The sequence below is a fragment of the Shinella agrisoli genome (genome assembly GCF_046557955.1).
Taxonomy (GTDB): Bacteria; Pseudomonadota; Alphaproteobacteria; order Rhizobiales; family Rhizobiaceae; genus Shinella.
Genome location: NZ_JBJIEP010000038.1, coordinates 1 through 26,822 on the forward strand (window position 1 = coordinate 1; position 26,822 = coordinate 26,822).

The window sequence follows — 26,822 nt, forward strand, 5'->3', positions numbered from 1 at the left end:
GCCATCGTCGACGGCGTGCCGCTGCACGGAGCGCCGGGCGACGGGGCAAAGGCATCCCTCATGCTGCGACCGGAGCGCATCGGCCTCACATCCGGGGCCGGCGGCGGCCAGCTGACGGCCAAGGTCCGCGACATCACTTTCCTCGGCAACAACATCCAGGTCCTCGTCGAGCCGTATGGCATCGGGCCCATCTCCGTACGGCTGCCATTCGGGCATGCGGCCGTGGCCGGGCTGGCCCCGGGCGCGATGGTGTCGCTTTCGATCGATCCGAGCACGGCGCACGCATTCTGAGCGCCCGCAAATCATTCACACAGGAAATCCGAAGGAAAATCCCATGAAAATCAGTGGAGTGAACGTGCATCCCGACATGGAGCCCCTCTTGAAGGCGAAGGCGGCCATTCCGGTCACCGACGATCCCGAAGCCGTCCGCGCCGGCTGGACGGCCTATGCGGCCGTGCTGTGGCGCGACTATCCCGAGGGCATGACGGTCACCGATATCAGGATCGACTACCCGGGCGCAGGCACCAACGGCCAGATCCCGGTCCGGATCTACGTGCCGGCGGGCGTGGCAGATCCCAGCCCGGCGGTCGTCTATCTCCACGGCGGCGCCTTCATCAAAGGCAGCCTCGACAGCGGCGACACGATCGCCTGGGGCATCGCCGACCGCACCGGCTGCATCGTCGTCAGCGTCGACTACCGGCTGGCCCCCGAGAACCCGTTCCCGAGCGCGCCCGAGGATTGTTACGCCGTCGTCGACTATCTGTCGCGCGAAGGCCTCAGGCACGGCATCGATCCCGATCGTCTCGCAATCTGGGGCGACAGCGCCGGCGGCAACCTGACGGCCGCCGTCTGCCTGATGGCCCGCGACCGCGGCGGCCCGAAGATCGTCGGCCAGGCGCTGAACTATGCGACGCTGACGGATGAACTCGACGCCCCTGCCTTCAAGACCTTCGCGGACGCGCCGATCACCACCCGTTCGGTCGAAGAGGGCTGGGAACTCTATCTCGGCGACCGCAGGCCGATACAGGATCCCTATGCCGCGCCGCTGAAGGCCAAGGATCTCGCCAACCTCCCGCCGGCCATCGTCGGCGTCGCCGAGATCGACTGCCTTGCCGATGACGGTTATGAATATGCACGCCGTCTCAAAGAGGCTGGCAATGACTGTGAACTCCAGGTCGCCAAGGGCATGATCCACGGATATCTGCGCTCGCGTTTCCACGGACCGCAGGCGGCGCTGGAATTCGATCGGCCTTGCAATTTTCTGCGCGAGCGCCTCTTCGCATCCGACTGATGGGGCGCCGCGGACAACCAACCAAGGGAGGAAGAAACATGTCCGAATTGATCGCAGGAAAATCCGGCACATTCAGGATCGGCGGCGACATCGAGGTCAATCGGCTGGGCTTCGGGGCGATGCGGATTACCGGCAAGAACGTCTGGGGCTACCCTGAGGACCGCGTCGAGGTCATGCGCACACTGCGCCGCCTGCCGGAGCTTGGGGTAAATTTCATCGACACGGCCGATTCATATGGGCCGGATATTTCCGAACTGCTCATTCGCGAAGCCCTTCATCCCTATGGCGACATGGTGGTGGCTACCAAAGGCGGCGTCACGCGCTCGGGGCCTGACCGGTGGATACCGCTGGGCCGTCCGGAATATCTGATCCAACAAGCCTACAAGAGCCTCCGCCAGCTCGGTGTCGAGCGGCTGGACCTCTGGCAGTTGCACCGCATCGATCCGCAGGTGCCTGCGGACGAGCAGTTCGATGCAATCCGGCAGCTGATCGACAAGGGCGTCGTCCGGCATGCCGGCCTGAGCGAGGTATCAGTTTCCGAGATCGAGGCGGCTGGCCGGTACTTCAAGGTGAGCACCGTTCAGAATCGCTACAATCTCGTCGATCGGGCCAGCGAGGCAGTTTTGAACCACTGCGAAGCGCATGGCATCGGCTTCATACCCTGGTATCCCCTGGCTGCCGGTGATCTGGCGAAACCCGGCTCCACCCTGGACACGATTACCCGCAAGCATTCGGCGACACCGGGACAGATCGCCCTTGCCTGGGTGCTCAAGCGCAGCCCGGTAATGCTACCGATTCCCGGCACCTCCAAAGTCCGACATCTGGAGGAGAACGTCGCCGCAGCCGGCATCGACTTGTCGCAGGAGGATTTCGAAGCGCTGGGCTAACGGCACACGCCATCAGCGCTACGGGGTTTTTAGCGGCGACCTGCCCATGTAGCCAGCAGATGAAATCTTGAGCCGGAGGGCTCGGCTTCCCGTGCTTCGTGATCAGATAGTATTGGCCGGCGGTCGACACCTCCACATCCGGGAACAAGACCACCAGGTCGCCCCGGGACAAGGCGGCTTCTGCAAGCTCCCGAGCGTAGAGCGCAACGCCATGACCTCGTATGGCGGCCTGCTGCAGTGCAAGCGTGTCTTGGAAGATATGCCCTTCGTTCTTGTCTGGCCAGGGTTCAAGCCTTGCCGTAACCATCCGGCGAAGGCCGCAGATTAGGCCGCCTTTGGTGCCACCCGGTTCCACGGAAGCAATTGCTTGAGCCTGATGATCGGCGTGTTGGCGACACGAGCGAGCACGCCGGCAAGCTACGTCTGCGGATCGACGTCATTGAGCTTGGCGCTCATGATCAGCGTCGCCATGAAGGCGGCGCGATCGGCACCACGATCGGAGCCGGCAAAGAGCCATGACTTTCTGCCGAGAGCGAAGCCCCGCAGCGTCCGTTCGGCGGCGTTATTCGTCAGGCAGACGCGGCCGTCACTAAGGAAGGCCGTAAACCCATCCCAGCGCTTCAGCATGTAATCGATCGGCTCGGTGACCAGTGAACTGTGCGACAGCTTTGTTCGTTCAGAGCGAAGCCAGGCCTCAAGCTCATCAACGAGCGGGCGGCTGTCCCTCTGACGTCCTTGCAGCCGGTCGTTGGCTGAAAGACCGTTGATGTCGCGCTCGACGTCGAACAGCGCGTCGATGCGCTTGAGCGTCTCGACGAGGCGAGCGGCAACCTGCTTCCCATTGATAATGGTGGCCGATCAGGCATTTGCCACTGCCCTGATCGTGCCGTCGGGATGCCAGCTCCCCCTCGATTTCAGCCAGTCCGCGGCAAGATCGATGCCGCCGAAGGGGAAGACGTGAATCTGCCGGATCGGCGAATGCGGCATTGATGCGGCATGTCTTTCCAGCGGCTCGACAACGGTCTCGGGGGAAAAGCGCGTCATGAGGGTTGCAAGCGCGCCTGCACGCTTCCTGAGGATGGCGAGCGAGTTGCCCACGCCGCATATCGCCGCATATTTGAGGAGCGTCGTCACCTTGGCAGGCCCTGCGACTCCCAGATGGACCGGCAGGTCGATGCGGCTTTCGCGCAACCGGTCAGCCCAGGTGATGAACTTCTCCGCGTCGAAGCCGAACTGCGTGACAATCCGCATGCGTGCATCCGAACGTTCCGCGAAGGCCGCCTTCAGCTTCAGGGCTTCGAATGCCGTGGCGTCGGGGCAATCCGGATGTCCTTCCGGGTGACCGGCGATCGCGATGTCCGTGATGCCGTATCTGTCGAAAACGCCCGTTTCGAGGACCTGCATCGAGGAAGAGAACGCGCTGCGGGGCTTGTCGAGGCCGCCGCCGATGACAAGCACGTCCGTCACGCCGGATTGCTCGGCCATCGCCTTGACGCGCTCTTCGAGCGCCGCCCCGCTTGTCAGGCGCCGTGCGGCGAAATGCGGGACGGGGACATAGCCGAGGTCATGCACGCGCCGCGCGGCGCGGATCAGGACATCGCTTTCGCTGCCGATATCGGCGATGTAGACGCGTGTTCCTTCCGGAAAAAGACCGGGCAGATTGGCCGCATCGATCGCCTGTTTCGGCGTGATCTCGATCGATGCCGGAAGCTTCGTCGTTCTCGACTGCATGCTCGTTATCTCCGGTATGCTTGTGTTTCAAGTGAAGACGACCGTCTTGCGACCATTGATCAGCACGCGGTCCTCCAGGTGATACGCAACGGCCCTGGCGAGCACGCGCCGCTCGATGTCGCGTCCCTTGCTCACGAGATCATCGGGCGTATCGGCATGGGTCACGTGCTCGACGTCCTGGCTGATGATCGGACCTTCATCGAGGTCCCCGGTCACGTAATGGGCTGTCGCGCCGATCATCTTGACGCCGCGCTCGTGCGCCTGGTGATAGGGCTTCGCGCCCTTGAAGCCGGGCAGGAAGGAGTGGTGGATGTTGATGCAGCGCCCGGAAAGGTACGCCGAGAAGCCGTCGGACAGCACCTGCATGTACCGGGCGAGGATCACCAGCTCGGCGCCGGTCTCCGTGATCACCCGCTTGATCCGCTCCTCCTGCTCCGTCTTCGTGTCCCTTGAAATCGGGAAATGATGGTAGGGGATCCCGTGGTGCTGGGTCACGTTGAGCGCCGAGGCCGGATGGTTGGAGACGATGCCGACGCATTCCATGTTCAGCTCGCCGATCCGCATCCGGTAGAGCAGGTCGCCCAGGCAATGGTCGAACTTCGACACCAGAATCAGGACCTTGCGCTTGCGGTCCGCTGGCCGAAGCGTCCATTTCAGATCGAAGCGGGAGGCGTCCTCGGAGAAGCCCTCCTCGAATGCCGCCGTGCCGTCCTGCATGGCGACGGCGATGCGCGCGAAGAAGCTGCCGGTTTCCTCGTCGTCGAACTGCTGTGCCTGACGGATGTCGCCGCCATTGGCGGCCAGGCGCGTTGCAATGGCGGCCACGATGCCGACCGTATTCCTGCACGACACTGTCAGAATGAACTGCCCCATGGTTTCTCCGCTCGAAATGCGTTGCCGTCGACGCTCCCCGGTCGGTCCGGGCAAGCCGATGCGAACTAGGTATCACCGCTCGCCCCCGCCCGCTTATGCGTATTTCGAAAAACAGGCATGGATTGGTTATATCAGGAGCCGAGAGATGAAGCCGGATCTGCTTCCGGCCGGGAAATTCAGGGGCAGTTCTGCCGCAGGAGAGTCTCGAATTCGCGGAGAATCTCGACGCTGCCGCCCGTCTTCCTGACCGTCAGGCCGATGGCGACCTCGTTGCCGGGCAGATCGACGTCGACCTTCCTGAGATCGGGCGGCAGATCGGCAATCCGCTCGTCGCTGTAGCTGAGCAGGCCGATGGACTTGCTGTTCATGATCATTTCCTCCGCATTGGCGAAGGAAAGGATCTCGCATGTCTGCGCGGGCGGCCGGTCGCCCGCGTTCCGGAACAGCTGTTCGAAATAGGCGCGAACGGGGGTGCCGTGGGGGGCGACGATCCAGGTTTCGTTCTTCAGCTCGGAAATGGTCCGGCGGCGGCCGTGGCAGGGGTGGTCGCGCCGCGCGATGAGGGTGAATTTCTCATTGTAGAGGAAGATCTCCTCCAGGTCGGAGAAAGGCGGAGGATCGCGCAGGACCCCGATCATGCACTCGATCTCGCCTCTTCGGAGCGCCTCGGCGAGCATGCCGTAGCTTCCCGGGACCGCCATCAGGCGCAGGTCCGGAAAGCGGTTCGTCAGGTTGCCGAAAGTCTTGGCCACGAGGTTCTGCCCCGAAAAAGGCAGCATCCCGACCGCGAGGCGCCCGATCAGGCCGGGGCGCACGTTCCGCCTGAAATCCTCGACGGTGCCGAGCGCCTGCAGCAGTTCGTCGCGAAGCACGGCCAGCCGTCGCGCCGGGGCCGTCGCCTCCAGCCCGCTACGCCTCCTGTGAAAGAGGAGCTGGCGGGAATAGTCGGAAATGCCGGTGATCGAGCGCGTGATGGCGGGCTGCGTCATATTGAGATGCGCGGAAGCCGCCGAGGCGCTGCCGTGACGCACCACCGCCGTCACCGCATCGAGATGATGCCAGCGGATGAAGTTGCGCAGATTGGGCCGGATGCCGCTCATGGCCGCGATGTCGTCTTCCGCGCGCGCGATCAGGTCCAACGCGGCCGAGCAATGGCCGAGGATGCCTTCGCCCAAGGCCGTCAGCTCGGTCCCGCTCCAGCCTCGCTGGAAGAGCGGCATGCCGACGAGCGCCTCGGCGGAGCCGATCAGGCGCGAGACCACGGGCTGGCTGACATTCATCAGGCGTGCGGCCTGCTCGAAGCCGCGTGTCTTTGCGACCGCGTCGATGGCACGCGCTTGCTTGAGGGACAGCCTGTCTCGCTCCGTCATCGGCATGAATATTACCGAAACGGCGGCGCTTATTCAATATACGCATAAGCAGGCGGTTCCAGGGGATGCTAGACGGGGCGGGACTCACGTATAGAAGGAGGTCAGCGTGGCTTACAGAACCCTCGAGGAAAAGATCAACGGCATCGGCAACCCGTCGCATATGCTCCAGAATTCGCAGACGGGGCCCTATGTCTTCCCCATCGCGCCGCAATATACCAACTGGATGGAAGAGGTGCGGGCGTGGCAGAACGGCGCGGTGCTGCTCAACCAGTCCTACCACATGACCGATCTCTACGTCCGCGGGCCGGATGCCGTCCGGTTCCTCTCCCATGTCGGCGTGAACAGCTTCGAGAATTTCGGGCGCAACAAGGCCAAGCAGATCGTCTGCGTCAACCATGACGGCTATGTGATCGGCGACGGCATCATCTTCGGTCTCGAGGACGACGAAGTCCTCTATGTGGGCCGGCCGCCGGTTGCCAACTGGATGAAGTTCCAGGCCGAGACGGGCGCGTTCGACGTGACGACCGAACTCGACATCCGGACGCTGGAGAACCCGGACAAGCCGCGCAAGCTCTACCGCTACGAGGTGCAGGGGCCGCTCGCGCTCGACATCCTCAATGAGGTGAACGAGGGCGGGCCGCTGACGACCAGATTCTTCAACATGGGCGAGATCACCGTCGCGGGCTGCGTCGCCCGCACGCTCAGCCACGGCATGGGCGGCGCCAAGGGACTTGAGCTTTTCGGTCCCTATGCCGAGGGCAAGAAGGTCTACGAGCGCCTGCTGGAGGTCGGCGAGAAATACAGCATGCTGCGCGCCGGCGCGCGTGCCTATTCCTGCGCGGCCATGGAATCGGGCTGGATTCCCTCGCCGCTTCCGGCGATCTACACCGGCGAGGCGATGCGTCCCTATCGCGAATGGCTGCCGGCCGATGGCTTCGAGGCCACCTGCTCGGTGGGCGGCAGCTTCCAGCCCGACAATGTCGAGGACTTCTACCTGACGCCGTGGGACCTCGACTACGGCCGCGTGGTCAAGTTCGACCATGATTTCATCGGGCGGGAAGCACTCGAGAAAATGGCGACGCAGGAGCATCGCAGCAAGGTCACGCTCGTGTGGGACAAGGAGGACGTGCTCAAGATCTTCGCGGGCCTGATGGGCGATTTTCCCGGCCCGAAGCTCATGGAACTGCCGGCGGGGCATTACGCCGCCCATCCCTACGACCAGGTGCTGCTCGGCGATGCGCTGGTGGGCCTTTCGACCTATCCCGTCTATTCGGCCAACGAGCGTGCCTGGATCTCGCTCGCCATGGTGCGCGGGGACCTCGCCCGGCAGGGCACGAAGCTCTCGATCCTGTGGGGGGAGGCCGATGGCGGCACGAAGAAGCCGCATGTCGAGCACCACATGCAGATGAAGGTCGGCGCGGAGGTCCATCCCTGGCCGATCCACGAAGCCGCCCGCCGCGAATACCGCTCGCAGAAATGACGGAACGCGAAAGGGCCGGCAGACCGGCCCTTTCAAAGCGTGGGGATTTGAGGAGCGGACGCCGGCGACGGCCTCCGCTTCCTCTTTCTCAATGGGCGGGGTCCTTGACCGCCTCGTAGGTTTCGAACTCGACATTGTAGAGCTCGCCGTCGACGCGCTCGACCTTGCGCATGTAGATGTTCTGGACGATGTCCCGCGTGTCCGGGTCGATCCGGATCGGGCCGCGCGGGCTTTCGATCTCGAGGCCCTTGGCGGCCTCCACGAAGGCGTCGCCGCCGGCATCACCGCCCGTCTTGTCCAGCGTCTTGTAGATGAGGTCGAGCGCATCCCAGGCGCCGACCGCGACGACGTTCGGCCGCATGCCGCCGTTGACCTTCTTGAACTGCTCGACGAAGGCCTTGTTCTCCGCCGAATCGTGGTGCACGGAATAGGGGCCGCCGGTGACGACGCCGAGCGCGGGATCGCCCATGTTGTTCAGGAGGTCGTCGTCGGTCACGTCCGACATGGCGATGACCTTGATGCCGGACTTGTCCAGCCCGCGCTCGACGAACTGCTTCATGAAGGCCGCGCCGGCGCCGGTGGGAACGAAGACGAACAGCGCTTCCGGCTTCTCGTCGACGACGCGCTGCAGGAAGGGCGCGAAATCCGGGTTGGCGAGCGGCACGCGCAGCTTTTCGAGGACCTCGCCGCCTTTCGCCTCGATCGTCTTTGCGAACCATTCCTCCGCGTCTGCGCCGGGGCCGTAGTCGGTCACGATGCTGACGAACTTCTTGACGCCGTTGGCGGGCGCCCATTCGCCGATGACGCTCGCGATCTGCGGGATCGTCTGCGACGTGCGGATCATGTAGGGCGACGCGCCGATGATCGAGGAGGTGGCGGCGACCATCACGACCTGCGGAACCTTCGCCCGTTTCGACAGCTGGGCGACCGACAGCGCGGTCGGCGTGTTGCCGAAGCCGGCGAGGATTTCCGCCTTGTCGCGCGTGACGAGCTCCTGGGCGATGCGCAGCGCGTTGTCGGCGACGCTGGCATCGTCCTTGACGATCAGCTCCACCTTCTTGCCGCCGGCCGTGTCGCCGCGCGCATCGACGAAGGCCTTGATGGCCGCGCTGATCTGGCGCCCGTTCGACTGGAAGGCGCCGGTCAGCGGCACGATGACGCCGACCTTGACGGTCTCCTGCGCTGCCGAAAGGGCCGTGCCGGCCAGCAAGGCCCCGACGGCAAGGGTTCCGATAAGAAGTTTCCGTACGCTCATATTCTCCTCCTGAAGCGTGATGGTGACTATGCCGAGATGCTACGCCGATACGGGCGGCGGCTTGCGGATCGCCGGTTTTCTTTCCCCGACGCCGAGATAGGCGGCAAGCGTGGCGCCGTCCTGCGCCAGGGCGGCGCTTTCGCCGGTGAAGACGACCGTTCCCCTTTCGAGGATGACCGCTTTGTCGGTGATCGACAGGATCTGCTGGGCGTGCTGCTCGACGATGATGGCGGCGAGCCCCTCCTCGCGGACGATGCGGCGGATCGCGCCGAGCAGCTCCTCGACGATGATCGGGGCAAGCCCCTCCGTCGGCTCGTCGAGCAGCAGGACCGTCGGGTTCAGGACGAGGGCGCGCGCGACGGACAGCATTTGCTGCTCGCCGCCGGAAAGCTGTCCGCCGTAATTGCCGCGCCGTTCGCGCAGGCGGGGGAACATCCCGTAGACCGCCTCCAGCGTCCAGCGGCCGGGACGGGCCACCGCGGTGATGTTCTCCTCCACGGTCAGCGACCGGAAGATGCCGCGTTCCTGCGGAACCCAGCCGATGCCATCCTCGGCCCGCCGCTCCGGGCTCATCCGGGTGATGTCCCTGCCCCTGAAGAGGATGCGCCCGCCCTGGTGACGTATCAGTCCCATGATGCTGTTGAGCGTCGTCGTCTTGCCGACGCCGTTGCGCCCGAGCAATGCCAGGGCCTCGCCCTGCCGCAGGGACAGCGAGACGCCGTTCAGCACGGTCGCCTTGCCATAGCCCGCCGACACGCCGTCAAGGACCAGAAGCTCATCCATGGTCGGCTCCTCCGAGATAGACGTCCTTGACGCGCGGGTCGTTGGCGATCTCGTCAACGGAGCCTTCCGCGAAGAGCGCGCCCGAGACGAGGACGGAAATCCTCTCCGCGAAGTTGAACACCAGGTCCATGTCGTGCTCGATCAGAAGGATCGACACGTCCGACGGCAGGGCCGAAAGCCGCGACAGAACCTCGTGGCGGTCGGCCTCCGGCACGCCGGCGGCCGGCTCGTCGAGCAGCAGGACCTTCGGCCGGCAGGCGATCGCCAGCGCGATCTCCAGGAGGCGCTGCTTGCCGTAGGGCAGGCCGGAACAGGGCTGGTCGAAGACGTCCTCCAGGCCGAAATCGGCGACGAGGCCGGCGATCTCCTCGTCGATGCCCGGCAGCGTGCCGGCCCAGCGGAACCAGTCCCGGCCGTGGCCGCGGCGCTCGCTGATCACCAGGCCGAGGCTCTCGACCACGTTCAGCCGGCCGAAGAGCTGGTTGATCTGGAACGTGCGGGCAAGGCCGCGGCGCACGCGCTGCTCGCGCTTGATCCCGGTGATGTCCTCCCCGTTGAGGCGGATCGTGCCGCCCGACGGCGCGAGCACGCCGGTCAGAAGGTTGATGAAGGTCGTCTTGCCGGCCCCGTTCGGCCCGATCAGGGCGTGGCGGGCGCCCTGCTCCAGCCGGAAGGTCACGTCGTCCGTCGCCTTCAGCCCGCCGAAGGTCTTGTTGAGCGAGTTCGTCTCGAGAACCGTGGCCATCACGTCTCCTGCCGTTTTGAAAGCATGGCGTCGGAGGAGGAGCCGCGCATCCTCCCGATGCGGGCGACAAGCCGGTCGACGAGCTGGCGCGGCCGCTCGCGGCCGACGAGGACGAAGGCGACGAGCAGGATGCCGACCCAGAACTGCCAGTATTGCGGCGTCAGGTTGGCGATCCCGTCCTGGATCAGCTCGTAGACCACGGCGCCGACGATGCCGCCGTAGAGATAGCCGGTACCGCCGATCACCAGCACCATCAGGCCGTCGGCCGATTTCTGAAACGACAGCACGTCGAGCGAGATGAACTGCTGGGTCTGGGTGAACAGTGCGCCGGCGATGCCGGCATAGGCGCCCGAAAGGGTGTAGATCGCCACCTGGCGCGCCGCGACCGGGATGCCGACGGCCGAGGCACGAAGCGGGTTGTCGCGCACCGCCTTCAGCGAGATGCCGAAGGGAGAGGACACGATCAGCCGCGCGAGGACGAAGAGCAAGAACAGGACGGCGAGGCTGTAGGCGTAGCCGGTATGTCCGTAGAAATCGAACTCGAAGCGCCCGAACAGCGGGTCGATGGTGATGCCTTGCAGGCCGTCCGCGCCCCCCGTCAGCCAGGACATCTGGTTCGCCAGCTCGAAGAGCACCGCCGCCACGCCGAGCGTGACCATCAGCCGCGTGAGGTCGCCGCCCCGCAGCAGCAGGAAGCTGGTCGGGAAGGCGATCATCGCGCCGGCGAGCGCGCCGACGACCAGCCCCGCGACCGGCTCGCCCGTCACATGGATCGAGAACAGGCCGCTCGCATAGGCGCCCGCTCCGTAGAGCGCCGCGTGCCCCAGCGAGACGATGCCGGCATAGCCGAGGATGAGGTCGATCGACAGGGCGAAGATCGCGACTCCCGCGATCTCGGTGAGGATGAGGTGCTGTTCCGGCAGGAAGAACCAGGACAGGACCGCGACCGCCCAGAAGGCGATCTCGATGAAGGTCCAGCGGACCGGGCGGCGCATGACCCGGCAGATTTCGGCGGACAGCGCGACAGGCTTGGCTTCGTTTTCCCGCATCAGCTTGCCCTCGAGAAAAGACCTTGCGGGCGCAGGACGAGGACCACGACAAGAACGATGTAGATGACGAAGCCGCCGATCTGCGGCACGTAGTACTTGCCGAACACGTCGGCGACGCCGAGCAGAATCGAGGCGTAGAGCGGCCCCAGCATGCTGGTCGTGCCGCCCACCGACACGACGATCAGGAAGTAGACCATGAACTTCAGCGGGAAGGTGGGGTCGAGGCCAAGGATTTCCGCCCCGAGCGCCCCGCCGAGGCCGGCAAGCCCCGATCCGGCCGCGAAGGTGACGGCGAAGATCGTGTTGACGCGGATGCCCAGGCCGCGGGCGACGCGGCGGTCGTCCACCGAGGCGCGCAGCTGGCTGCCGAAGCGCGTCCGCGTGAGGATGAGCTGGAGCGCGACCGCGAGCAGGCCGCAGATCAGGACGAGGAAGGCACGGTAGACCCCGATGCCGATGCCGAAGATCTCGGTGCGGCCGCGCAGGAACTGCGGCAGGTCGAGGATCTGCTGCTGCGAGCCCATGATATAGTCGACGCCCGCCACCGACACGAAGACGATGCCGATGGAGAACAGGACCTGGTCGAGATGGTTCTTCTCGTAGACGCGGACATAGAGGAGCCGCTCGAGAAGAAGCCCGGCGGCGGCCGTGGCGACGAAGGCGATCGGCAGCGATAGCAGGAACGGCACGCCGAGCCGGTTGGTGAGGATCACCGTCACATAGCCGCCGGCCATGGCGAAGGCGCCATGCGCCAGGTTGATGAAGTTCATCAGCCCGAGCGTCACCGCGAGGCCGCAGGACAGGACGAACAGCAACATCCCGTAGGCGAGGCCGTCGAATAAAAGGGTCAGCATTTCTCCTCCCGTGCTCGTGGCGCCGCCCGTCTTCCGTCCCGCACTTCCTCTTGCACGGACAGGCCGTTGCAGGGGCTCCTTCCGGGCGGGCGGACGGCGCCACCGTTGCGTCGACCATTCCGGAAATTCTCCGCGTTTGCTATTTCAATGTAGACCCTGATCCATAAGCGCAGGCTATAGCGGGGCTTTCAGGAGGTCGAGGAACTGCCGCTGGGCGTTGGTCGGCAGCCAGCTCGTTCTCGTGGTGATGCCGATGGGCCTCGATGTGTGGGAAAGGTCCAGCGGCAGGGCCTGCAACAGGCCGCGCGAAATCTCCGCCTGTGCCTGCAGGTACGAAATGCAGCCGAGATGGTCGCTTGCGTCCAGCAGTTCGCGCATGAGGATCAGCGAGCCTGATTCCACGATGCTTGCCGGCCGGTCAATCCCCGCCTGCCTGAACAGCGCCTCGAAATGCGCGCGGATGGGCGTTCCGGCCTGCCCGACGATCCAGGGGAAGCGGGCGAGGTCGCCGATCCCGACGGCCGGGCGGCCTGCGAGCGGATGATGCCGGCCGGCGACGATGACGACGGTGTCGTGGAACAGGAGGCTCTGCTCGACGTCGCCGATCGGCGCAGGGTCGCGCAAGGCGCCGATGAGGAAGTCGATGTCACCGCGCCGCAGGCCGGCGAGAAGCTCCTTGTACGGCCCCTCCAGCACCTGGATCGGAAGCCTGGGGCGGAGCGCGCGGAACCGGGCGATCGCCTTCGGCAGGAGATAAGAGCGCGATAGAGGCATGGCGCCGATGACGATGCGGCCGGCCTCGGCGGACAGGACTTCGGCCAGATCTGCCTCGGCCTGTGCCAGTTCGGCGAAGGCGAGGCGTGCGGCCTGCGCCAGGTTGACGGCGGCGCGCGTCGCGACGATCCCGTAGGACGTCCGTCCGAAGAGCGGCCGTCCCGCTTCCTTCTCGAGCTGCGTGATGGCCCGGTGCACCGTCGGCTGGGCGATGTCCAGCCTCCTGGCCGCAAGGGTGAAGTTCTCCGCCTCGCGGACGGCGATCAGCGCCTGGAGCTGCGCCGTCGTGATTGTCACGCGCAGCCGGGGCGCCAGCTCCGACAGCGCCGGGTCGAGATAGGCGAATGCGCGGCGCACCCGGGTCGCCAGCAGCTTCCCCGTCTCGGTGACGAAGAGGCCGTGCGGCGAGCGGCTGAAAAGGGAAAGGCCCGTCGCCTTTTCCAGCTTGTTCAGCGCCTGGGTAACGGCGGGTTGCGAGATGTGGCAGGTTTCCGCCGCCGCGGTCACGGTGCCGCTGTCGACAACCGCGAGGAAAACGCGCAGGTGCCTGAGGTTGCGCGGTACGGTGCTGGCTTGCTCGTCGGGGCCGGTCATGGGTCCAGGCGCCGCAGGATGCGGTCGGCCCGGTCCGCCAGGCTGTTCGGGCCGCCTTCGAGCCGAAGCGCGGCAAGCTCCCGCTGCCAGGCGGCCGTGGCGGAGGCCATCCGGCTGGGCAATCCGAGCTCCGTGATGGTGCTCGCCACCTCCTCCATCTCCGCGGCCCGGCGCTCGCCGTGCACCATCATCCGTTCGAGGTTGTAGGCCAACCGGCCGGGCCAGTCCCAGCCGGGATCGGACGCCTGCAGGGATGCGAGCACGGCCTCCTCGACGCCCGCGCGCCGGGCGGCGAGCATGCACTCGGCGGTCAGCGCCTCCAGGCCCTTGATCATGACCGACCGCAGCATCTTGATCGCGGATGCCTGCCCGACCTCGGTGCCGGCAGGGCTTGGGCGCATGCCGAGCGTTTCGAGCCACGCGCAGGCCTGCCCGGCATGCGGCCCCGAGACGAGAAGCGGCGTGCGGTGCAGCGCGGGCGCGACGGGCGCCATGATCGCCACATCGACATATCGCCCCCCGGCCTTTTCGATTGCGGCCTGCGACGCCTTCTTGGTTGCGGGCGAGCAGGAATTGCAATCGAGGAAATAGGCCGCCGGCCTGATGAACCCGGCCGCCTGCGATGCAGCCTCTTGCGCGCGGTCGGCCGTGACGAGGCTGAAGACATGGCTTGCCGTTTGAAGGGCGGCCGGAAGGCTCTCCGCGGCATCGATGCCGATGCGGCCGCACGCTCCGGCGACCTCACCGCGCAGCGCCGCGTCTTCGAACTTGATGTCGTAGGCGACCGCCTTCGCGCGCGCCCCGTCCGGCCAGCCCCGCGCGAAGGCCCGCCCTGCCTCGCCGAATCCCAGGAGCGCAATCCCCGCCTGACCGGATTCTTTCATGCCCTTCTCCTCCATGCAAATCGGGTGCAGTATTTGCAAACAATCAAGCGGTCCGCCAGCGACAATAGCCGAAACTTATGGGACGTGCCGCGAAAACAAATTGGCAAGAAGCGCCTTCCGCGCGACATCAGCAGGCAGAAGATTGGAGGCCTGGATGTCTGAGAAGAAAACGGCGCTGGTCGTCAGCGCGCATGCTGCGGACTTTGTCTGGCGCTGCGGCGGCGCGATCGCGCTTCACGCGGAGAAGGGCTACGACGTCACCGTCGTCTGCCTGTCCTTCGGCGAGCGCGGCGAATCCGCCAAGCTGTGGAAGCAGGCGGGGATGACGCTGGACCGCGTCAAGGCGGCGCGCCGGTCGGAGGCGGAGAAGGCGGCGCAGGCGCTCGGCGTGCACGACCTTGTCTGCTTGGATCTCGGCGACTACCCGCTGCGCCTGACGGACGAGGACAAATACCGTCTGGTCGACGTCATCCGGGACGTGCAGCCGGCCTTCATGCTCAGCCATTCGCAGTACGATCCGTACAACACCGACCACATGTATGCCACGCAGGTGGCGCTCGAGGCGCGCATGATCGCCCAGGCCTGGGGCCACAATCCCGGCCAGAAGGTGCTCGGCGCCCCTCAGCTCTATCTCTTCGAGCCGCACCAGACCGAGCAGATGGGCTGGAAGCCGGACGTGTTCCTCGACATCACGCCCGTCTGGGAAAAGAAGCGGGCCGCCATCGAATGCATGGAGGGGCAGGAGCACCTCTGGGAGTTCTACACGCGCGTCGCGCAGAACCGGGCGAACCACTTCCAGCGCAATTCCGGCGGGCAGTCGGGCGGGCGGGCGTCCAAATATGCCGAAGGCTTCCAGTCGGTCTTTCCCCGCACGGTGGACGAGCTCTGACGCCCGGCGCATCGCCAATCAATCCGTCGGCGCTCCGCCTCCTTCGGAGCCCGACCGTCTCATGGTTCAGGGAGGAGGGAACCGATGTCCCAGCCGACAAATCCGTCTTTCGACCTCGCGCATCTGGCGCATGTCGAAATCTACACGAACAAGTTCGAGGAGAGCCTCGACTTCTTCACCCGCGTCTACGGGCTGAAGCTGTCCGGGCAGGATGACAATTCCGCCTATCTCAGGGCATGGGACGACTACGAATATTCCTCGCTCAAGCTCACCAGGTCGCACACGACGGGGGTCGGGCACATCGCCTACCGCGCGGCAAGCCCGGAGGCGCTGGAGCGCCGGGTGAAGGCGATCGAGGCGTCGGGCTACAGGGTGCACGGCTGGATCGACGGGGACGCGAGCCACGGCCGCGCCTTCCGCTTCGAGGATCCGTTCGGCCATGTCTTCGAGATCTACTGGGACACCGTGCGCTATCGGCCCGCGGGAGACGATGTCCCTGCGCTCAAGAACACCGCGAGCGCGTTCACGGGCGCCGCGCCGCGGCGGCTCGACCACCTGAACCTCCTCAGCGCCGACGTCACCGAATTCCGGCGCTTCATGGAGACCTGCCTCGGCTCGCGCGTGACCGAGATGATCCGCCTCGACAACGGCCGTCTCGGCGGTTGCTGGTTCACGATCAACAACAAGACATACGATCTCGCCTGCACCGAGGAGCACGGCGGCGGCGACGGCCGCCTGCACCATGTGACCTATGCGACGGACCAGCGCGACGACATCCTGCGCGCCGCCGACATCTTCCTGCAGAACGGCGTGCACATCGAGACCGGCCCGCACAAGCACGCCGTGCAGGGAACGTTCTTCCTCTATGTCTGGGAGCCGGCGGGCAACCGCGTCGAGCTTGCCAATGCCGGCGCGCGGCTGATCCTGGCGCCAGACTGGGAGCCGGTCGTCTGGACGCAGACCGAGCGCATGAAGGGCCAGGCCTGGGGTCTCAAGACCATCGAGAGCTTCCATACGCACGGCACGCCGCCCGTCGTGAAGAAGGAAGCCTGACATGGCCGTCGTCGTCCGCAACATCGAACGGGTCGCGCAAGAGCTTGTCGACCGTCTGGCCGCCGCCGGCGTCGCCACCGTGCACGAGGCGCAGGGACGCACCGGCATGCTGGCGAGCTACATGCGGCCGATCTATGCCGGCGCGCAGATCGCCGGCTCGGCGGTGACGATCTCGGCGCCGCCCGGCGACAACTGGATGGTGCATGTGGCGATCGAGCAGCTGCGCGAGGGCGACATCCTGGTGCTGGCGCCGACCAGCCCTTGCGACAACGGCTATTTCGGCGACCTGCTGGCGACCTCGGCCATGGCGCGGGGGGCACGCGGCCTCGTCATCGAGGCCGGCGTGCGCGACGTGCGCGACCTCACGGCGATGAAGTTCCCTGTCTGGTCGAAAGCCGTGTCCGCCGAAGGGACGGTCAAGGAGACCCTCGGCTCGGTCAATGTCCCGATCGTCTGCGCCGGCGCGTATATCGAGGCCGGCGACGTGATCGTCGCCGACGACGACGGCGTGTGCGCCGTCAGGCGCGCCGAGGCCGGAACCGTGCTGGCGGCGGCGGAAAAGCGGCTTGCCAACGAGGAATCCAAGCGCCGGCGGCTGGCCGCCGGCGAACTCGGGCTCGACATCTACGACATGCGCGCCCGCCTTGCCGAGAAGGGGCTGAAATATGTATGAGGCCGGCATTCCCTGCCTCTGGATGCGCGGCGGCACCTCCAAGGGGGCCTATTTTCTCGCCGCGGACCTGCCGTCCGATCCGAAGGAGCGAAATGCGCTTCTGCTTCGTGTTATGGGGTCGCCGGACCCGCGCCAGATAGACGGGATCGGCGGAGCGGATCCATTGACTTCGAAGGTGGCAGTTTTGTCGCCCTCGCAGCGCGACGATGTCGATGTCGACTATCTCTTTCTTCAAGTCTTTGTTGACCAGCCGCTGGTCAGCGATGCGCAGGGGTGCGGCAACATCCTCGCAGGGGTCGGTCCGGCGGCGATCGAGCGCGGCCTCGTTGCAGTTGCGGGCGACGTTACGGAAGTTTCGATCCACATGGTCAATACGGGTGAAACCGCGATTGCCCGTGTGGAGACCCCGAATGGGCGGGTGCGTTATTCAGGTACGACAGCCATTGCCGGCGTTCCCGGCACGCATGCCGCGGTTCCGTTACTGTTCCGGAATACAACCGGTTCAATGTGCGGTGCCCTGCTGCCTACTGGAAATGCCATTGATATCCTCGACGGAGTCGAAGCGACACTGATCGACAACGGTATGCCCTGTGTCATTATGCGGGCATCGGATTTTGGCCTGGCCGGCGATGAGACACGGGAGGTGCTCGAGGCCGATGGTGCGCTCAGGGAGCGGATCGAGGCGATCCGCCTCAAGGCGGGGCCGATGATGAATCTCGGCGATGTCACGACGGCCTCTGTACCCAAGATGACGCTGGTCTCAGCGCCATCGGCGGGCGGGGCGATCTCGACGCGAAGCTTCATTCCGCACCGCGTCCATGCTTCGGTGGGGGTGCTCGCGGCGATTACCGTCGCTACGGCGACACGGCTTGAGGGTGGAGCTGCGATGTCGCTTGCCCATATCCCCACGGACGGTCGCTACAGGATCGAACATCCGACCGGCGAGATGGAGGTCTTTCTCGAGGTTGACGACGACGGTATGATCACCGGTGCGGGTACGATCAGGACAGCTCGGAAGCTGCTTGATGGGCGGGTCTTTGCGGGGTGTTGATTGAGTGCGACGAGCCGCTTTCCACATTCGACCCGCACGAGTGTCTCCAACGCCTGACGGACAAGCGCAGCCATTTCCTTGGTCCCGATCAGGGCCTTTGCTCGCTCCACGAGGTTATTGTCGAGATTGATAGTAGTTCCATCAAGAACCTCGCTTTGAAAGTGGCCCGGCAATAGCCCGGACCACTCTCTTCAATCGCGGTGCTCGGGCATGTCCTTGAGCTGATCCTTGGTCCATGTCGTGACGGCGTGGACGTCGCCGTCTTCGTCACGCATGAAATCGAGATCGGAGAGGGGGACTGCGACCGGCTTGGCGCCGATGCCGAGAAAACCGCCGACGTCGATGATGACAGTGCTGCCAGCGCCCGCTCCATGAACGTGATCGACCTTGCCGACCTTGTCATCATCCGCTCCATAGACTGTCGCGCCCTCCAGAACATCGGGCGTGAGCTCGGTCTCCGTCAGTCGCACATGATTCGTATGGTCCATTTCATTGCTCCTTTGACATGAGCAACTGTAACCGACCGGGGAGCCAAGTGTTCCATCCTGCTTTCGGCGCGAGGGCGGAGAAAGGTTGACCGCTATTCTGAGGACACGAAAGCGGCCGACGGTGCTGGTATTGGCGGCGTCGGCGCCTTCTGATCGGTCTCGGCATCATGGCTCCGGGTGTTAGGACCGGCGATGGCAGCCGGCTGGTTTGCCGCTTCGCCAGATTGAGATGCGAGGAGAGCGCCCATCGAGGCCGCTCCTTTTGTGTCCTGCGTCTATAGTGGGCGCGAGCTGCCCCGGTCACACGGTAGCCCGTCCATGCTGCGATCTTGTTTTGCTCAACATGAGCGTTAGCTTTGAAAAGGTAACTGATATCGCGCCCTCGAGTGAGCATAGGCGGGTCAATATCGAGGCGAAGGCTTCGATGCCATGGTCGAGGTTGAGCCTCACACCCTTGCCGATCGTGCCAGCAAGTGGATTGTGCCATTGGTGGCGCCGACCAGCGCCCGGGTGAAGCCTTCACCACCATCGGCCATCGGCGTCTTGACGACGACGGAACCGGGAAATGCACGCAGAACCCCTTTTTCGATGCAGTCGGCGGCCTGTTCGGTGGAGAGGCTTTCCTTGAAGCCCGAAGGAGCAACGACAATGCGGAAGGGCATGGGACGATCCTTTCATGACGGATATGTGACATGTTGGGAAACGTGGTGGACCGGTGCTATTCCCTGTGCGAGAAACTTGTTCGGCTAAACAAAAAGGCTCGCATTCTGCGGCCCTTTGGTTTTATCAAGTTATTGACTTAGCTCCTCTATCCAGCCGGAAATCCCTGCATCGGCCACGATATGATGACGATCGGAGCGGTAATGAGGCTCTGCCGGAAAGCCGACGATCCGTTATGTCGAAGCGTCGAGCAACCTCGTGTCGGAAGCGGAAAAGCCTACCGTCACCGCGTCTCCCACGGACCGGGGGCGGCCGGACAGGGACTGGACGCGCAGCGGGGCATCGCCGACCGTGACGATGTATTCGGTGAGGTTGCCGCCGAACATCACCTCGCTGATCGTGCCCTCGACGATATTGTCGGCGCCGTCCGGCAGGCCCGGTTCGAGAAGCCTGGCGGCTTCTGGCCGGACGGCGACATGAACCCGGCCTGCCGCCGCAAATCCCGGTGAGGCGGTGCATTTCAACCGGCCGAGCGCAGTGTCCACAAGCGCCGGATGACCCTCTCCGGGTGCCGCCAATCGCCCTTCGAAGGCGTTGATCGTGCCGAGGAAGTCGGCGACGAAGAGCGTCTTCGGCTCGCGATAGAGCCGGTCGGGAATGCCCGATTCGATCACGCGGCCCGATTTCATGATGACGATCTGGTCCGAGAGGAGAAGGGCTTCGTCCTGGCTGTGGGTCACGAGCACCGTGGTCACGCCGATCCGCTTCTGGAGCCGCCGAAGCTCCAGGCGCATCCCTTCGCGCAATTTCGCATCGAGGTTGGAGAGCGGCTCGTCAAGCAGGAGGATTTTCGGCTCCGTCACCATGGCACGCGCCAGTGCCACGCGCTGCTGCTGCCCGCCGCTGAGCGCGCTCGGGAACTTGCCCTGCTGGCCGTCCAGTCCGACGAGCGCGAGGACTTCGTCGACGCGCGCCTTGCGCCTGCGTGCGTCCCGCTCGCGCTTGCGGCCATATTTCAGGCCGTAGGCCACGTTGTCGAACACGCTCATATGCGGCCAGACAGCATAGGACTGGAACACCATTCCCATGTCGCGCACTTCCGGGGCGAGCACGAGGTCCTTGCTGGACACCGTGACGCCGTCGACCCGGATAATGCCGCCGGTGGGCGTTATGAAGCCGGCGAGCATCCTCAGGGTCGTGGTCTTGCCGCAGCCGCTGGGGCCGAGGATGGAAACGAAACTTCCGGCCTCTATCGAAAGGTCGACGTCGTCGACCGCCCGGAAGGATCCGTAATGCTTCGAAAGTTTGCTGGCGTCGATTGCACCGGCCATGGTGGTCTCCTTACGAATGTTCCTGCTGGCCGAAGAGCGACCGGGAGGTCATGCTCTGGGCGACGATGACGATGAGCAGCATCACGACGAATACGCAGATGGCGACCGCGCTTGCGCGCTGATACCCGCCGCCGCCGTCCCACAGGTCCATGATCGCGGTGGCGATGGTATCGGTGCCGATGTGGCGCACGATGATGGAGGCGCTGAGCTCGGTGAGGGTGGTGAGAAAGACGATGACGCTCGCTGCCGCGAGGCTCGGGCGAAGCAGCGGCAGCAGGACGCTGTAGAGCGTCCTTGCCCAGGATGCGCCGGAAAGCCTCGAAGCCTCTTCGAGCTCGGGCGCGATCTGCGTCAGCCCTGCCTGCGTGGGGCGCACGGCGAGCGGCAGGTGGCGGATGACGTAGGCGAGCAGGATGATCCAGAGGGTTCCGTAGAGCCCCAGCGAACGAAGCGGGAATCCCGTCACGGTCATGACGAGCGCCACGGCGAGCGCCGTTCCGGCAAGGCCAAGCGGGATGACGACGATGTAGTCGAGAAGCGAGGAGCGGCGGCGCACGATGATATATGCCGCGAAGACCGCCATGACGGCGCAGACCGCCGCCGTGGCGACGGAAAGGATGAGGCTGTTCGTCACGGCGCGCACGACCAGCGCATCGCCGAAGATGATGTCGCGGTAGTGGCGCAGCGTGAAGTTGTCGAGGCTTATGCCGCCGCCGAGCCTGTCCAGCAGGGAGGTGAAGGCAAGCCCGGTCAGCGGCAGGACCACCGCCAGGAACGCGTAGAGATACGCGACCGCGGCCAGCAGATGCCGGGCGCGGCCAATGGGGAAGGGGCGCGCGGCGAAGCTCTTGCCGGTGACCGTGGCGACGGAGTTCCTCGCCTCCGAGCGCCGGTAGATCGCCAGCACGATCAGTGAGAGCACCACGAGCAGCAGGGAGACGACGGAGGCGGCGGCGAAGTTCGCCTCGATCATGTAGCTGCGGATACGAAGCGTGAGCACGGTGAAATTCACCATGTGGGGCGTGCCGTAGTCGGCAAGGGCACCCGCCATGGCGAGCATGCCCCCGGCGAAGATCGAATTGCGGGCGACGGGCAGGGTGACGGTGGCGATGATCCGCGCGCGTCCCACTCCGGAAATCGCCGCGGCCTCCTCCAGCTCGGGGTTCATCCTGGAGAATGCGGCTGAGGTGATCAGGTACACGAAGGCGATGGAGTTGAGCGCGCCGAGGAAGAGCACGCCGCCCATGTTGTAGACGTTCAGCGGACCGCGGTCGGCCGTCAGGCCGAGCAGATTGCGCAGGAGGACGTTGATGAGGCCCGCGTTCGGTCCGAGGAGGTTCACATAGGCCATGGCGACGAGAAAGGCAGGCGTGATCAGCGAGCTGACGATCGACAGCCTGATAACCTTCTTGGCGAGGTCGGAGATGTCGGTACGCTCGGTAAGGAACGCGAGCGGCGTGCCGACCAGGACGGACAGGAGGCTGACGCCGACCACATAGACGACCGTGTTGATCAGGGCCTGCATCGTGTCGGCGTTTGCAAGGACCTCGTAGGCGAGATCGAGGCCGAAACTTCCGGAGGGCATGACGGCAGTGCCGGCGAGCCGGACCACCGGTCCGAGGATCAGCACCGCGACCGCCAGTATGAAGACGCCGGACGCGAGGCGGCCGGCCATAGGCTTGGAGAGTATCATTGCCGTCACCACGCTCGGGCGGACCGTGCCTGCGCGATGGACGCAGGCACGGCATGCCTCACTATTGCATGTATTCCAGGAAGGTCTTGGTGTTGGACGTGCGCAGATCCTGGGGAATCAGCACGCGCTTGATGGTGATGTCGGCAAGCGTCTTGCCGTCCGGCGTCTCGAACTTCGCGTCCTTGTGCGAGGGAAGGCTGCCCCAGTGGTCGGACAGGAACTGCTGCCCGCGGAGGGAGGCGAGATAGTCGTGCATCTTCTGTGCGCCTTCGGGATGCTGCGCGCCTTCCACGATGGCGCCGCCGTTGATCGTCGCGGGGCTGCCTTCGGCGGGCCAGGCGATTTTCACGGGTTCACCCTTTTCGATCGCGGCAGCGATGAACGAAAGCGGCATCTGCCCGGCGATCGCGACCTCGCCGGTCACGACGAGGTCGACGAGCTGGCGGTGGCCCGACACCAGGGTCGGCCGGAGCTTGCCGAGCGCTTCCACGAACGGCCAGCCGTAGGGACTGCCTTGCGCGGCCAGGTCGCGGGTCCAGAAGGTCAGGGGTATCTGGATGCCTGCCGAGGTGCGCGGGTCGGCAAGGCCGATCTTGCCGGTCCATTTCGGGTCGGTGATGTCCGTCCATGCCTTCGGCGCATCCGCCTCGCTCACGGCTTTCGTGTTGTAGACGATGACGTAGGGGGCGAAATCGATGGGCACCCAGACGCCGTCGCCGTCCAAGGCGTCCGGATTGAACCTGGACAGTTCGGCCGGCGCGCTCGCCTTGAGATATCCGCGCTCCTTGAAGATTTCGAGGAAATCGACGTCCGAGATGATGTAGTCCGCCTTCCCGGTGCCGAGCTGCTGTTCGGACAGGAACTGGGTGCTGAGCTCGGCGCCCGCGGCACGGTAGTAGGTCATGGTCGTGCCGGGATTGGCGCTCTCGAAGTCCTGCTTCAACTGGTCCATCGCCTCCCGGGCCCAGTTCGAATAGACGACGATTTCCTCCGCGTGGGCGCTCGTGGCGGCGAAGATCGCAGCCGTCAGGATCAGGCTTTTCAGTTTCATCTCGTGTTCCTCCTCCAGGTTGAGATGCGGTCAGATCATGAAGGTCTGGTATTCCCCCAGAACGTCCTCATTCAGTTCGACGCCGTTGCCCGGCCCGGTCGGCACGTGCACGAAGCCCTGCTCGTCCATGGAAATGTCGGCAAGGTTGCGCAGGTAGTTCGCGGTCATGAACTTGCGCGGATCTTCGACGTCCAGCACCACGGGGAATTCGATCCATCCCGCATTGTGGGTCGAGGCGACGAGGTGAAGCGTCGCCGCGTTCTTCATGCCGCTTCCGAAGGCGTGGGGGATGAACATCTTGTTGTAGATGTCGCAAAGCTCCGCCACCCGCTTGGACTGGGTGATGCCGCCGGAATAGCAGATGCGGGGCTGGTAGATCTCCAGTGCGTTCTTGTCGAGGTAGTCCTTCATCCGCGCGGCCGTGGTCTCGGTCTGATAACCGCTGACCGGCGTGCGGTACTTGTGGTTGAGATAGGCAAGGCCCGCGATGTCCGAATGCATGAGAGGTTCCTCGAGCCACCAGATCCCGTGCTCGTCGCAGGCCTGCGCCACTTCCTCGGCATCGCGATGGTTCGTGTAGTACGCATTGGCGTCGACGGCGACCTTGATCCTGTCCTCGGCCGCTTCGGACGCGAGCCGGATCAGTTCGCGGTCCTCCTCGACGCCGCGCCCTATGCCGAGCTTCACGCCCTGGATGCCGAGCTCGATGTAACGCCTGATGTCGGCGACGTGTTCTGCCGGCTTCTTCTTGACCGCGCTGGTGGCGTAGGCGCGTACCTTGTCGCGCACTTTCCCGCCCATCAGGTCGTAGAGCGGAACGCCGAGGCTCCTGGCCTTCAGGTCCCATAGCGCCTGGTCGATGGCGCTCATGGGCCCGGCCCAGCCGATCGTCTTCACGTACATCCAGAGCTCTTCCCAGATCAGGGAGATCTGCATCGGGTCCTTGCCGACGATCAGCGGCTTGAAGTTGTTGACCACGGCGCGCGCCATGGTTTCCTCGCGGTCCTGCCCGCGGGCGAGCGTCGTCTCGCCCCGGCCCACCAGCCCTGTATCCGTATGGACTTCGACAATCGTCGACGACAGGTCGAGATGGAACGGAATGCCACCCCCGATGAGGAATTCCGGCGTGGACGCCCTCATGACCCGTGCTTTGACATCAACGATTTTCATTGCAATCTCCTCCCTTCGCTCCGCAGCGATGTGATAAAAGTTTTTAGCAAAATAGATAAAGACTTTTATCAGGGCAAGTGGTATCGAAGGCCGCACTGCTGAAGAGGTAAGAAGTGCCTGATATGAAAGATGGATTTTTGAGAAAGCGGGCGACGTTGGCGGATGTGGCGGCTTTGGCTGGCGTCTCTCAATCGACGGTGTCGCTTGTCCTTAACTCCGTTGCCGATGCCCGCATCGGCAAGGCGACGCGCGCCAAGGTTCAAAAGGCGGCGGAGGCCCTGAATTATCGCAGCATGGCGCGCACACCGCAGGCGGGACCCAGCCGCTTGATCGGCGTCATCATGGACGAGTTTCATCCAAATCGGTTTGCCGCCGCCTTTCTCGACGAGTTGCGTGACGCTGCCTGGGAGGAGAAGTGCAGCCTCCTCGTGGTCTCGACAAGAGGGCAGGCGGACCTCGAAGAACCTGCGATCGCGACACTGCTTCAGCAAAATCCCGTTGGAATTGTCTATGCCAGCCTGTTCCCGAAGCGGGTTACGGTCCCCGATGCGGTCGCCGCCGCGAACGCGGTCCTGGTCAACTGCCAAGACACACGGGACCGCCTGCCTTCGGTTCGGCCGGATTTTGTCGACGCCGTCGTTTCCCCGTTCGAATTTCTGACGGCGCGCGGCCATCGGCGGATCGCGCTGTTGAACCATGAGCACTGGAACCTGTTCGCGCAGGATCGCATGGCCGGTTATCGCAAGGCGCTGGAGGACGCCGGAATCCCCTTCGTCCGGTCATACGTCCGCCATTTGAACGGCGCGCCTGACGATGGCTATATGGCGACGCTCGAGCTCCTGAAACTCAAAGAGCCGCCGACCGCTATTATTTGCGGCAACGACCGGATGGCTTTTGGAGCTTATGACGCCGTGCGGGAAATGGGCCTTCTCGTCGGCGGCGACGTTTCGATCTTCGGATATGACGACTATGACATCGCGCGCTACTGCCATCCGCCCATGACGACGGTTCGAATGCCTTATTCCGAAATGGCGCGGTGGGCGGTCGACCGGCTGACAGAGACCGGCGGAACAGTGGACAACACCCTGATCGCGGGGACGATCGTCGAAAGGGGGTCTGTCGGCCTTCTGAGGCAGGAACCATAGCGGGCTGGGATTTTCGCGTGCCGTGCCTGCTGTCCATCGGCAGCCGGCCTGCTGTTCGAGCGCGATCCTCATCGAAAGACTGGAGTGTCCGATCACACTCTGACGGATAGTCTGCGCTGGAAATCTTCATTTACAAAAATCCGCGCACGGGAAACATTTCGATGCACTCGGACCGAAGCGGGATACGCCTGCCTCCTACTTTCCTTGTCGACAATGGCGCGGAAGGAATGCGGGATGAGAGGTTCTCCTATGGTTATGGCGCCTGTTGGCGACTGGGCCGGCAGGACGCTTTCTTTCCCCACAGTCAGCGGCGATACGGCGACTTCTGCGCAGCGACATGAACTGGGAAGCACGAGGGCGAGCAAAGCGCCGGGCATTTCGATGCGCGAAGCCGTCATGACGGCGGGAATTGCATGACGAAGGCACCCGAGATCGCATTGGTCGACTACGGCATGGCGAACATGCTGAACGTCGCCCGTGCATTTCGCCATTGCGGTGCCGAGGTCCGTGTCGTCGAGACGGCGGCGGATGCGGGCTCGGCGGACCGGCTCGTCATACCCGGCGTCGGTGCTTTCGGGAAGAGCGTCCGCGCCATGCGCGAAAAGGGATTCGACGACCTGATCCGCCGCCATGCCGAGACGGGCCGTCCGCTCCTCGGCATCGGCGTCGGCATGCAGATGCTGTTCGAGGCGAGCGAGGAGTTCGGCGAGCACCAAGGTTTTTGTCTGCTGGCAGGCCGCGTGACGAGGGTTTCCGCTCTCGACGTAGCCGGCGAGCCGCTGACGGTTCCCCATATCGGCTGGAGCGTCCTGGTGCCGGCTCGAACGGAGCGCTCCTGGGAGGAGACCTTCCTTTCCGACCAGCAGCCGGGTGCGGCAAGCGTCTACTTCGCGCATTCCTTCGCGGCTCGCCCTTCGGAGGAAAGCGACATGCTGGCCGACTGCCTCTACGGAGGCCATCGCATCTGCGCGGCGGTCCAGCGCGGCAATATCTGCGCGACGCAGTTCCATCCCGAGCGCAGCGGCGAGATCGGCCTTTCCGTCATCCG

Annotated in this window: 27 protein-coding genes and 2 pseudogenes; 10 read left to right on the plus strand and 19 right to left on the minus strand. The window is 64.7% G+C overall.

Annotated features, from left to right (window positions below):
• From ACIIOY_RS25315 to ACIIOY_RS25325, 3 genes are all read left to right on the plus strand, one after another.
• Positions 1 to 291 (plus strand): TOBE domain-containing protein (locus tag ACIIOY_RS25315; RefSeq protein WP_411037449.1); only part of this gene is annotated, 291 nt, incomplete at its 5' end.
• 43 nt (positions 292 to 334) lie between these two features.
• Positions 335 to 1,291 carry an alpha/beta hydrolase gene (locus ACIIOY_RS25320; protein ID WP_411037450.1) on the plus strand — a complete coding sequence of 319 codons (957 nt, stop codon included), beginning with the start codon at positions 335 to 337 and terminating at the stop codon, positions 1,289 to 1,291.
• Positions 1,292 to 1,329: 38 nt separating this feature from the next.
• The gene (locus ACIIOY_RS25325; protein WP_411037451.1) at positions 1,330 to 2,178 is read left to right on the plus strand and encodes an aldo/keto reductase; all 849 of its coding nucleotides are present in this window, start codon (positions 1,330 to 1,332) and stop codon (positions 2,176 to 2,178) included.
• Here the strand turns inward: ACIIOY_RS25325 and ACIIOY_RS25330 are convergent.
• From ACIIOY_RS25330 to ACIIOY_RS25350, 5 genes and pseudogenes are all read right to left on the minus strand, one after another.
• Positions 2,060 to 2,485 carry a LysR substrate-binding domain-containing protein gene (locus ACIIOY_RS25330; RefSeq protein ID WP_411037475.1) on the minus strand — a complete coding sequence of 142 codons (426 nt, stop codon included), beginning with the start codon at positions 2,483 to 2,485 and terminating at the stop codon, positions 2,060 to 2,062. The genes ACIIOY_RS25325 and ACIIOY_RS25330 overlap by 119 nt on opposite strands.
• 17 nt (positions 2,486 to 2,502) lie before the next feature.
• Positions 2,503 to 2,994 (minus strand): annotated as a pseudogene (locus ACIIOY_RS25335) (IS66 family transposase); the annotation flags it as partial.
• Between the two features lie 42 nt (positions 2,995 to 3,036).
• Positions 3,037 to 3,909 (minus strand): methylenetetrahydrofolate reductase, encoded by an 873-nt coding sequence (locus tag ACIIOY_RS25340; RefSeq protein WP_411037452.1) that lies wholly within the window; start codon positions 3,907 to 3,909, stop codon positions 3,037 to 3,039.
• 27 nt (positions 3,910 to 3,936) lie between these two features.
• Entirely contained in the window at positions 3,937 to 4,782 is an 846-nt protein-coding gene (purU, locus tag ACIIOY_RS25345; protein WP_411037453.1) for a formyltetrahydrofolate deformylase, read from the minus strand.
• A 176-nt stretch (positions 4,783 to 4,958) separates the two neighbouring features.
• Complete coding sequence (locus tag ACIIOY_RS25350) at positions 4,959 to 6,158, minus strand: LysR family transcriptional regulator (RefSeq protein WP_411037454.1); 1,200 nt, start codon at positions 6,156 to 6,158, stop codon at positions 4,959 to 4,961.
• Between the two features lie 100 nt (positions 6,159 to 6,258).
• Between ACIIOY_RS25350 and ACIIOY_RS25355 the strand changes: the two genes are divergently transcribed.
• A complete protein-coding gene (locus tag ACIIOY_RS25355; RefSeq protein WP_411037455.1) occupies positions 6,259 to 7,632 on the plus strand; it encodes an aminomethyl transferase family protein in 1,374 nt (457 codons plus the stop codon).
• A gap of 88 nt (positions 7,633 to 7,720) precedes the next feature.
• Here ACIIOY_RS25355 and ACIIOY_RS25360 read toward each other — a convergent pair whose 3' ends face one another.
• From ACIIOY_RS25360 to ACIIOY_RS25390, 7 genes are all read right to left on the minus strand, one after another.
• A complete protein-coding gene (locus ACIIOY_RS25360; RefSeq protein WP_411037456.1) occupies positions 7,721 to 8,887 on the minus strand; it encodes an ABC transporter substrate-binding protein in 1,167 nt (388 codons plus the stop codon).
• Positions 8,888 to 8,926: 39 nt separating this feature from the next.
• The gene (locus tag ACIIOY_RS25365) at positions 8,927 to 9,670 is read right to left on the minus strand and encodes an ABC transporter ATP-binding protein (RefSeq protein WP_411037457.1); all 744 of its coding nucleotides are present in this window, start codon (positions 9,668 to 9,670) and stop codon (positions 8,927 to 8,929) included.
• Positions 9,663 to 10,415 carry an ABC transporter ATP-binding protein gene (locus ACIIOY_RS25370; RefSeq protein ID WP_411037458.1) on the minus strand — a complete coding sequence of 251 codons (753 nt, stop codon included), beginning with the start codon at positions 10,413 to 10,415 and terminating at the stop codon, positions 9,663 to 9,665. Before ACIIOY_RS25370 ends, ACIIOY_RS25365 begins: the two co-directional genes overlap by 8 nt.
• Positions 10,415 to 11,464, minus strand: coding sequence for a branched-chain amino acid ABC transporter permease (locus ACIIOY_RS25375; protein ID WP_411037459.1), 1,050 nt, complete (start codon positions 11,462 to 11,464; stop codon positions 10,415 to 10,417). The genes ACIIOY_RS25370 and ACIIOY_RS25375 overlap by 1 nt, the downstream gene beginning before the upstream one ends.
• Positions 11,464 to 12,318 (minus strand): branched-chain amino acid ABC transporter permease, encoded by an 855-nt coding sequence (locus ACIIOY_RS25380; RefSeq protein ID WP_411037460.1) that lies wholly within the window; start codon positions 12,316 to 12,318, stop codon positions 11,464 to 11,466. Before ACIIOY_RS25380 ends, ACIIOY_RS25375 begins: the two co-directional genes overlap by 1 nt.
• Before the next feature lie 174 nt (positions 12,319 to 12,492).
• Positions 12,493 to 13,686, minus strand: a complete 1,194-nt coding sequence (locus tag ACIIOY_RS25385; RefSeq protein WP_411037461.1) for a LysR family transcriptional regulator — start codon at positions 13,684 to 13,686, stop codon at positions 12,493 to 12,495.
• A complete protein-coding gene (locus ACIIOY_RS25390; RefSeq protein ID WP_411037462.1) occupies positions 13,683 to 14,570 on the minus strand; it encodes an NAD(P)-dependent oxidoreductase in 888 nt (295 codons plus the stop codon). The genes ACIIOY_RS25385 and ACIIOY_RS25390 overlap by 4 nt, the downstream gene beginning before the upstream one ends.
• Before the next feature lie 154 nt (positions 14,571 to 14,724).
• Between ACIIOY_RS25390 and ACIIOY_RS25395 the strand changes: the two genes are divergently transcribed.
• The 4 genes from ACIIOY_RS25395 (at position 14,725) to ACIIOY_RS25410 (ending at position 18,236) form a co-directional block, all read left to right on the plus strand.
• The gene (locus tag ACIIOY_RS25395; RefSeq protein WP_411037463.1) at positions 14,725 to 15,459 is read left to right on the plus strand and encodes a PIG-L deacetylase family protein; all 735 of its coding nucleotides are present in this window, start codon (positions 14,725 to 14,727) and stop codon (positions 15,457 to 15,459) included.
• 84 nt (positions 15,460 to 15,543) lie between these two features.
• On the plus strand, positions 15,544 to 16,512 hold the full coding sequence (locus ACIIOY_RS25400) for a VOC family protein (protein ID WP_411037464.1): 969 nt from the start codon (positions 15,544 to 15,546) through the stop codon (positions 16,510 to 16,512).
• 1 nt (position 16,513) lies between these two features.
• Positions 16,514 to 17,185 carry a 4-carboxy-4-hydroxy-2-oxoadipate aldolase/oxaloacetate decarboxylase gene (locus tag ACIIOY_RS25405; protein WP_411037465.1) on the plus strand — a complete coding sequence of 224 codons (672 nt, stop codon included), beginning with the start codon at positions 16,514 to 16,516 and terminating at the stop codon, positions 17,183 to 17,185.
• A complete protein-coding gene (locus ACIIOY_RS25410) occupies positions 17,178 to 18,236 on the plus strand; it encodes a 4-oxalomesaconate tautomerase (RefSeq protein ID WP_411037466.1) in 1,059 nt (352 codons plus the stop codon). The genes ACIIOY_RS25405 and ACIIOY_RS25410 overlap by 8 nt, the downstream gene beginning before the upstream one ends.
• Before the next feature lie 2 nt (positions 18,237 to 18,238).
• On the opposite strand, the pseudogene ACIIOY_RS25415 reads toward ACIIOY_RS25410, so the two are convergent.
• The 7 genes and pseudogenes from ACIIOY_RS25415 to ACIIOY_RS25445 all read right to left on the minus strand — a co-directional run.
• Positions 18,239 to 18,409: pseudogene (locus ACIIOY_RS25415) on the minus strand (type II toxin-antitoxin system VapB family antitoxin); the annotation flags it as partial.
• Positions 18,410 to 18,427: 18 nt separating this feature from the next.
• Entirely contained in the window at positions 18,428 to 18,724 is a 297-nt protein-coding gene (locus ACIIOY_RS25420; protein WP_411037467.1) for a PRC-barrel domain-containing protein, read from the minus strand.
• Between the two features lie 446 nt (positions 18,725 to 19,170).
• The gene (locus tag ACIIOY_RS25425) at positions 19,171 to 19,386 is read right to left on the minus strand and encodes a glycerate kinase (RefSeq protein ID WP_411037468.1); all 216 of its coding nucleotides are present in this window, start codon (positions 19,384 to 19,386) and stop codon (positions 19,171 to 19,173) included.
• A gap of 231 nt (positions 19,387 to 19,617) precedes the next feature.
• Positions 19,618 to 20,715: an ABC transporter ATP-binding protein gene (locus ACIIOY_RS25430; RefSeq protein WP_411037469.1), complete on the minus strand. Its 1,098-nt coding sequence runs from the start codon at positions 20,713 to 20,715 to the stop codon at positions 19,618 to 19,620.
• A 10-nt stretch (positions 20,716 to 20,725) separates the two neighbouring features.
• Positions 20,726 to 22,408 carry an ABC transporter permease gene (locus tag ACIIOY_RS25435; protein ID WP_411037470.1) on the minus strand — a complete coding sequence of 561 codons (1,683 nt, stop codon included), beginning with the start codon at positions 22,406 to 22,408 and terminating at the stop codon, positions 20,726 to 20,728.
• 61 nt (positions 22,409 to 22,469) lie between these two features.
• A complete protein-coding gene (locus ACIIOY_RS25440) occupies positions 22,470 to 23,459 on the minus strand; it encodes an ABC transporter substrate-binding protein (protein WP_411037471.1) in 990 nt (329 codons plus the stop codon).
• 30 nt (positions 23,460 to 23,489) lie between these two features.
• Positions 23,490 to 24,629: a mandelate racemase/muconate lactonizing enzyme family protein gene (locus tag ACIIOY_RS25445; RefSeq protein WP_411037472.1), complete on the minus strand. Its 1,140-nt coding sequence runs from the start codon at positions 24,627 to 24,629 to the stop codon at positions 23,490 to 23,492.
• A gap of 122 nt (positions 24,630 to 24,751) precedes the next feature.
• Here ACIIOY_RS25445 and ACIIOY_RS25450 point away from each other — a divergent pair, with 122 nt between their 5' ends.
• Both ACIIOY_RS25450 and hisH read left to right on the plus strand, forming a co-directional pair.
• Positions 24,752 to 25,774: a LacI family DNA-binding transcriptional regulator gene (locus ACIIOY_RS25450; RefSeq protein WP_411037473.1), complete on the plus strand. Its 1,023-nt coding sequence runs from the start codon at positions 24,752 to 24,754 to the stop codon at positions 25,772 to 25,774.
• A 413-nt stretch (positions 25,775 to 26,187) separates the two neighbouring features.
• Positions 26,188 to 26,822, plus strand: a 635-nt coding sequence (hisH, locus tag ACIIOY_RS25455) for an imidazole glycerol phosphate synthase subunit HisH (protein ID WP_411037474.1), incomplete at its 3' end; no start/stop codon positions are given.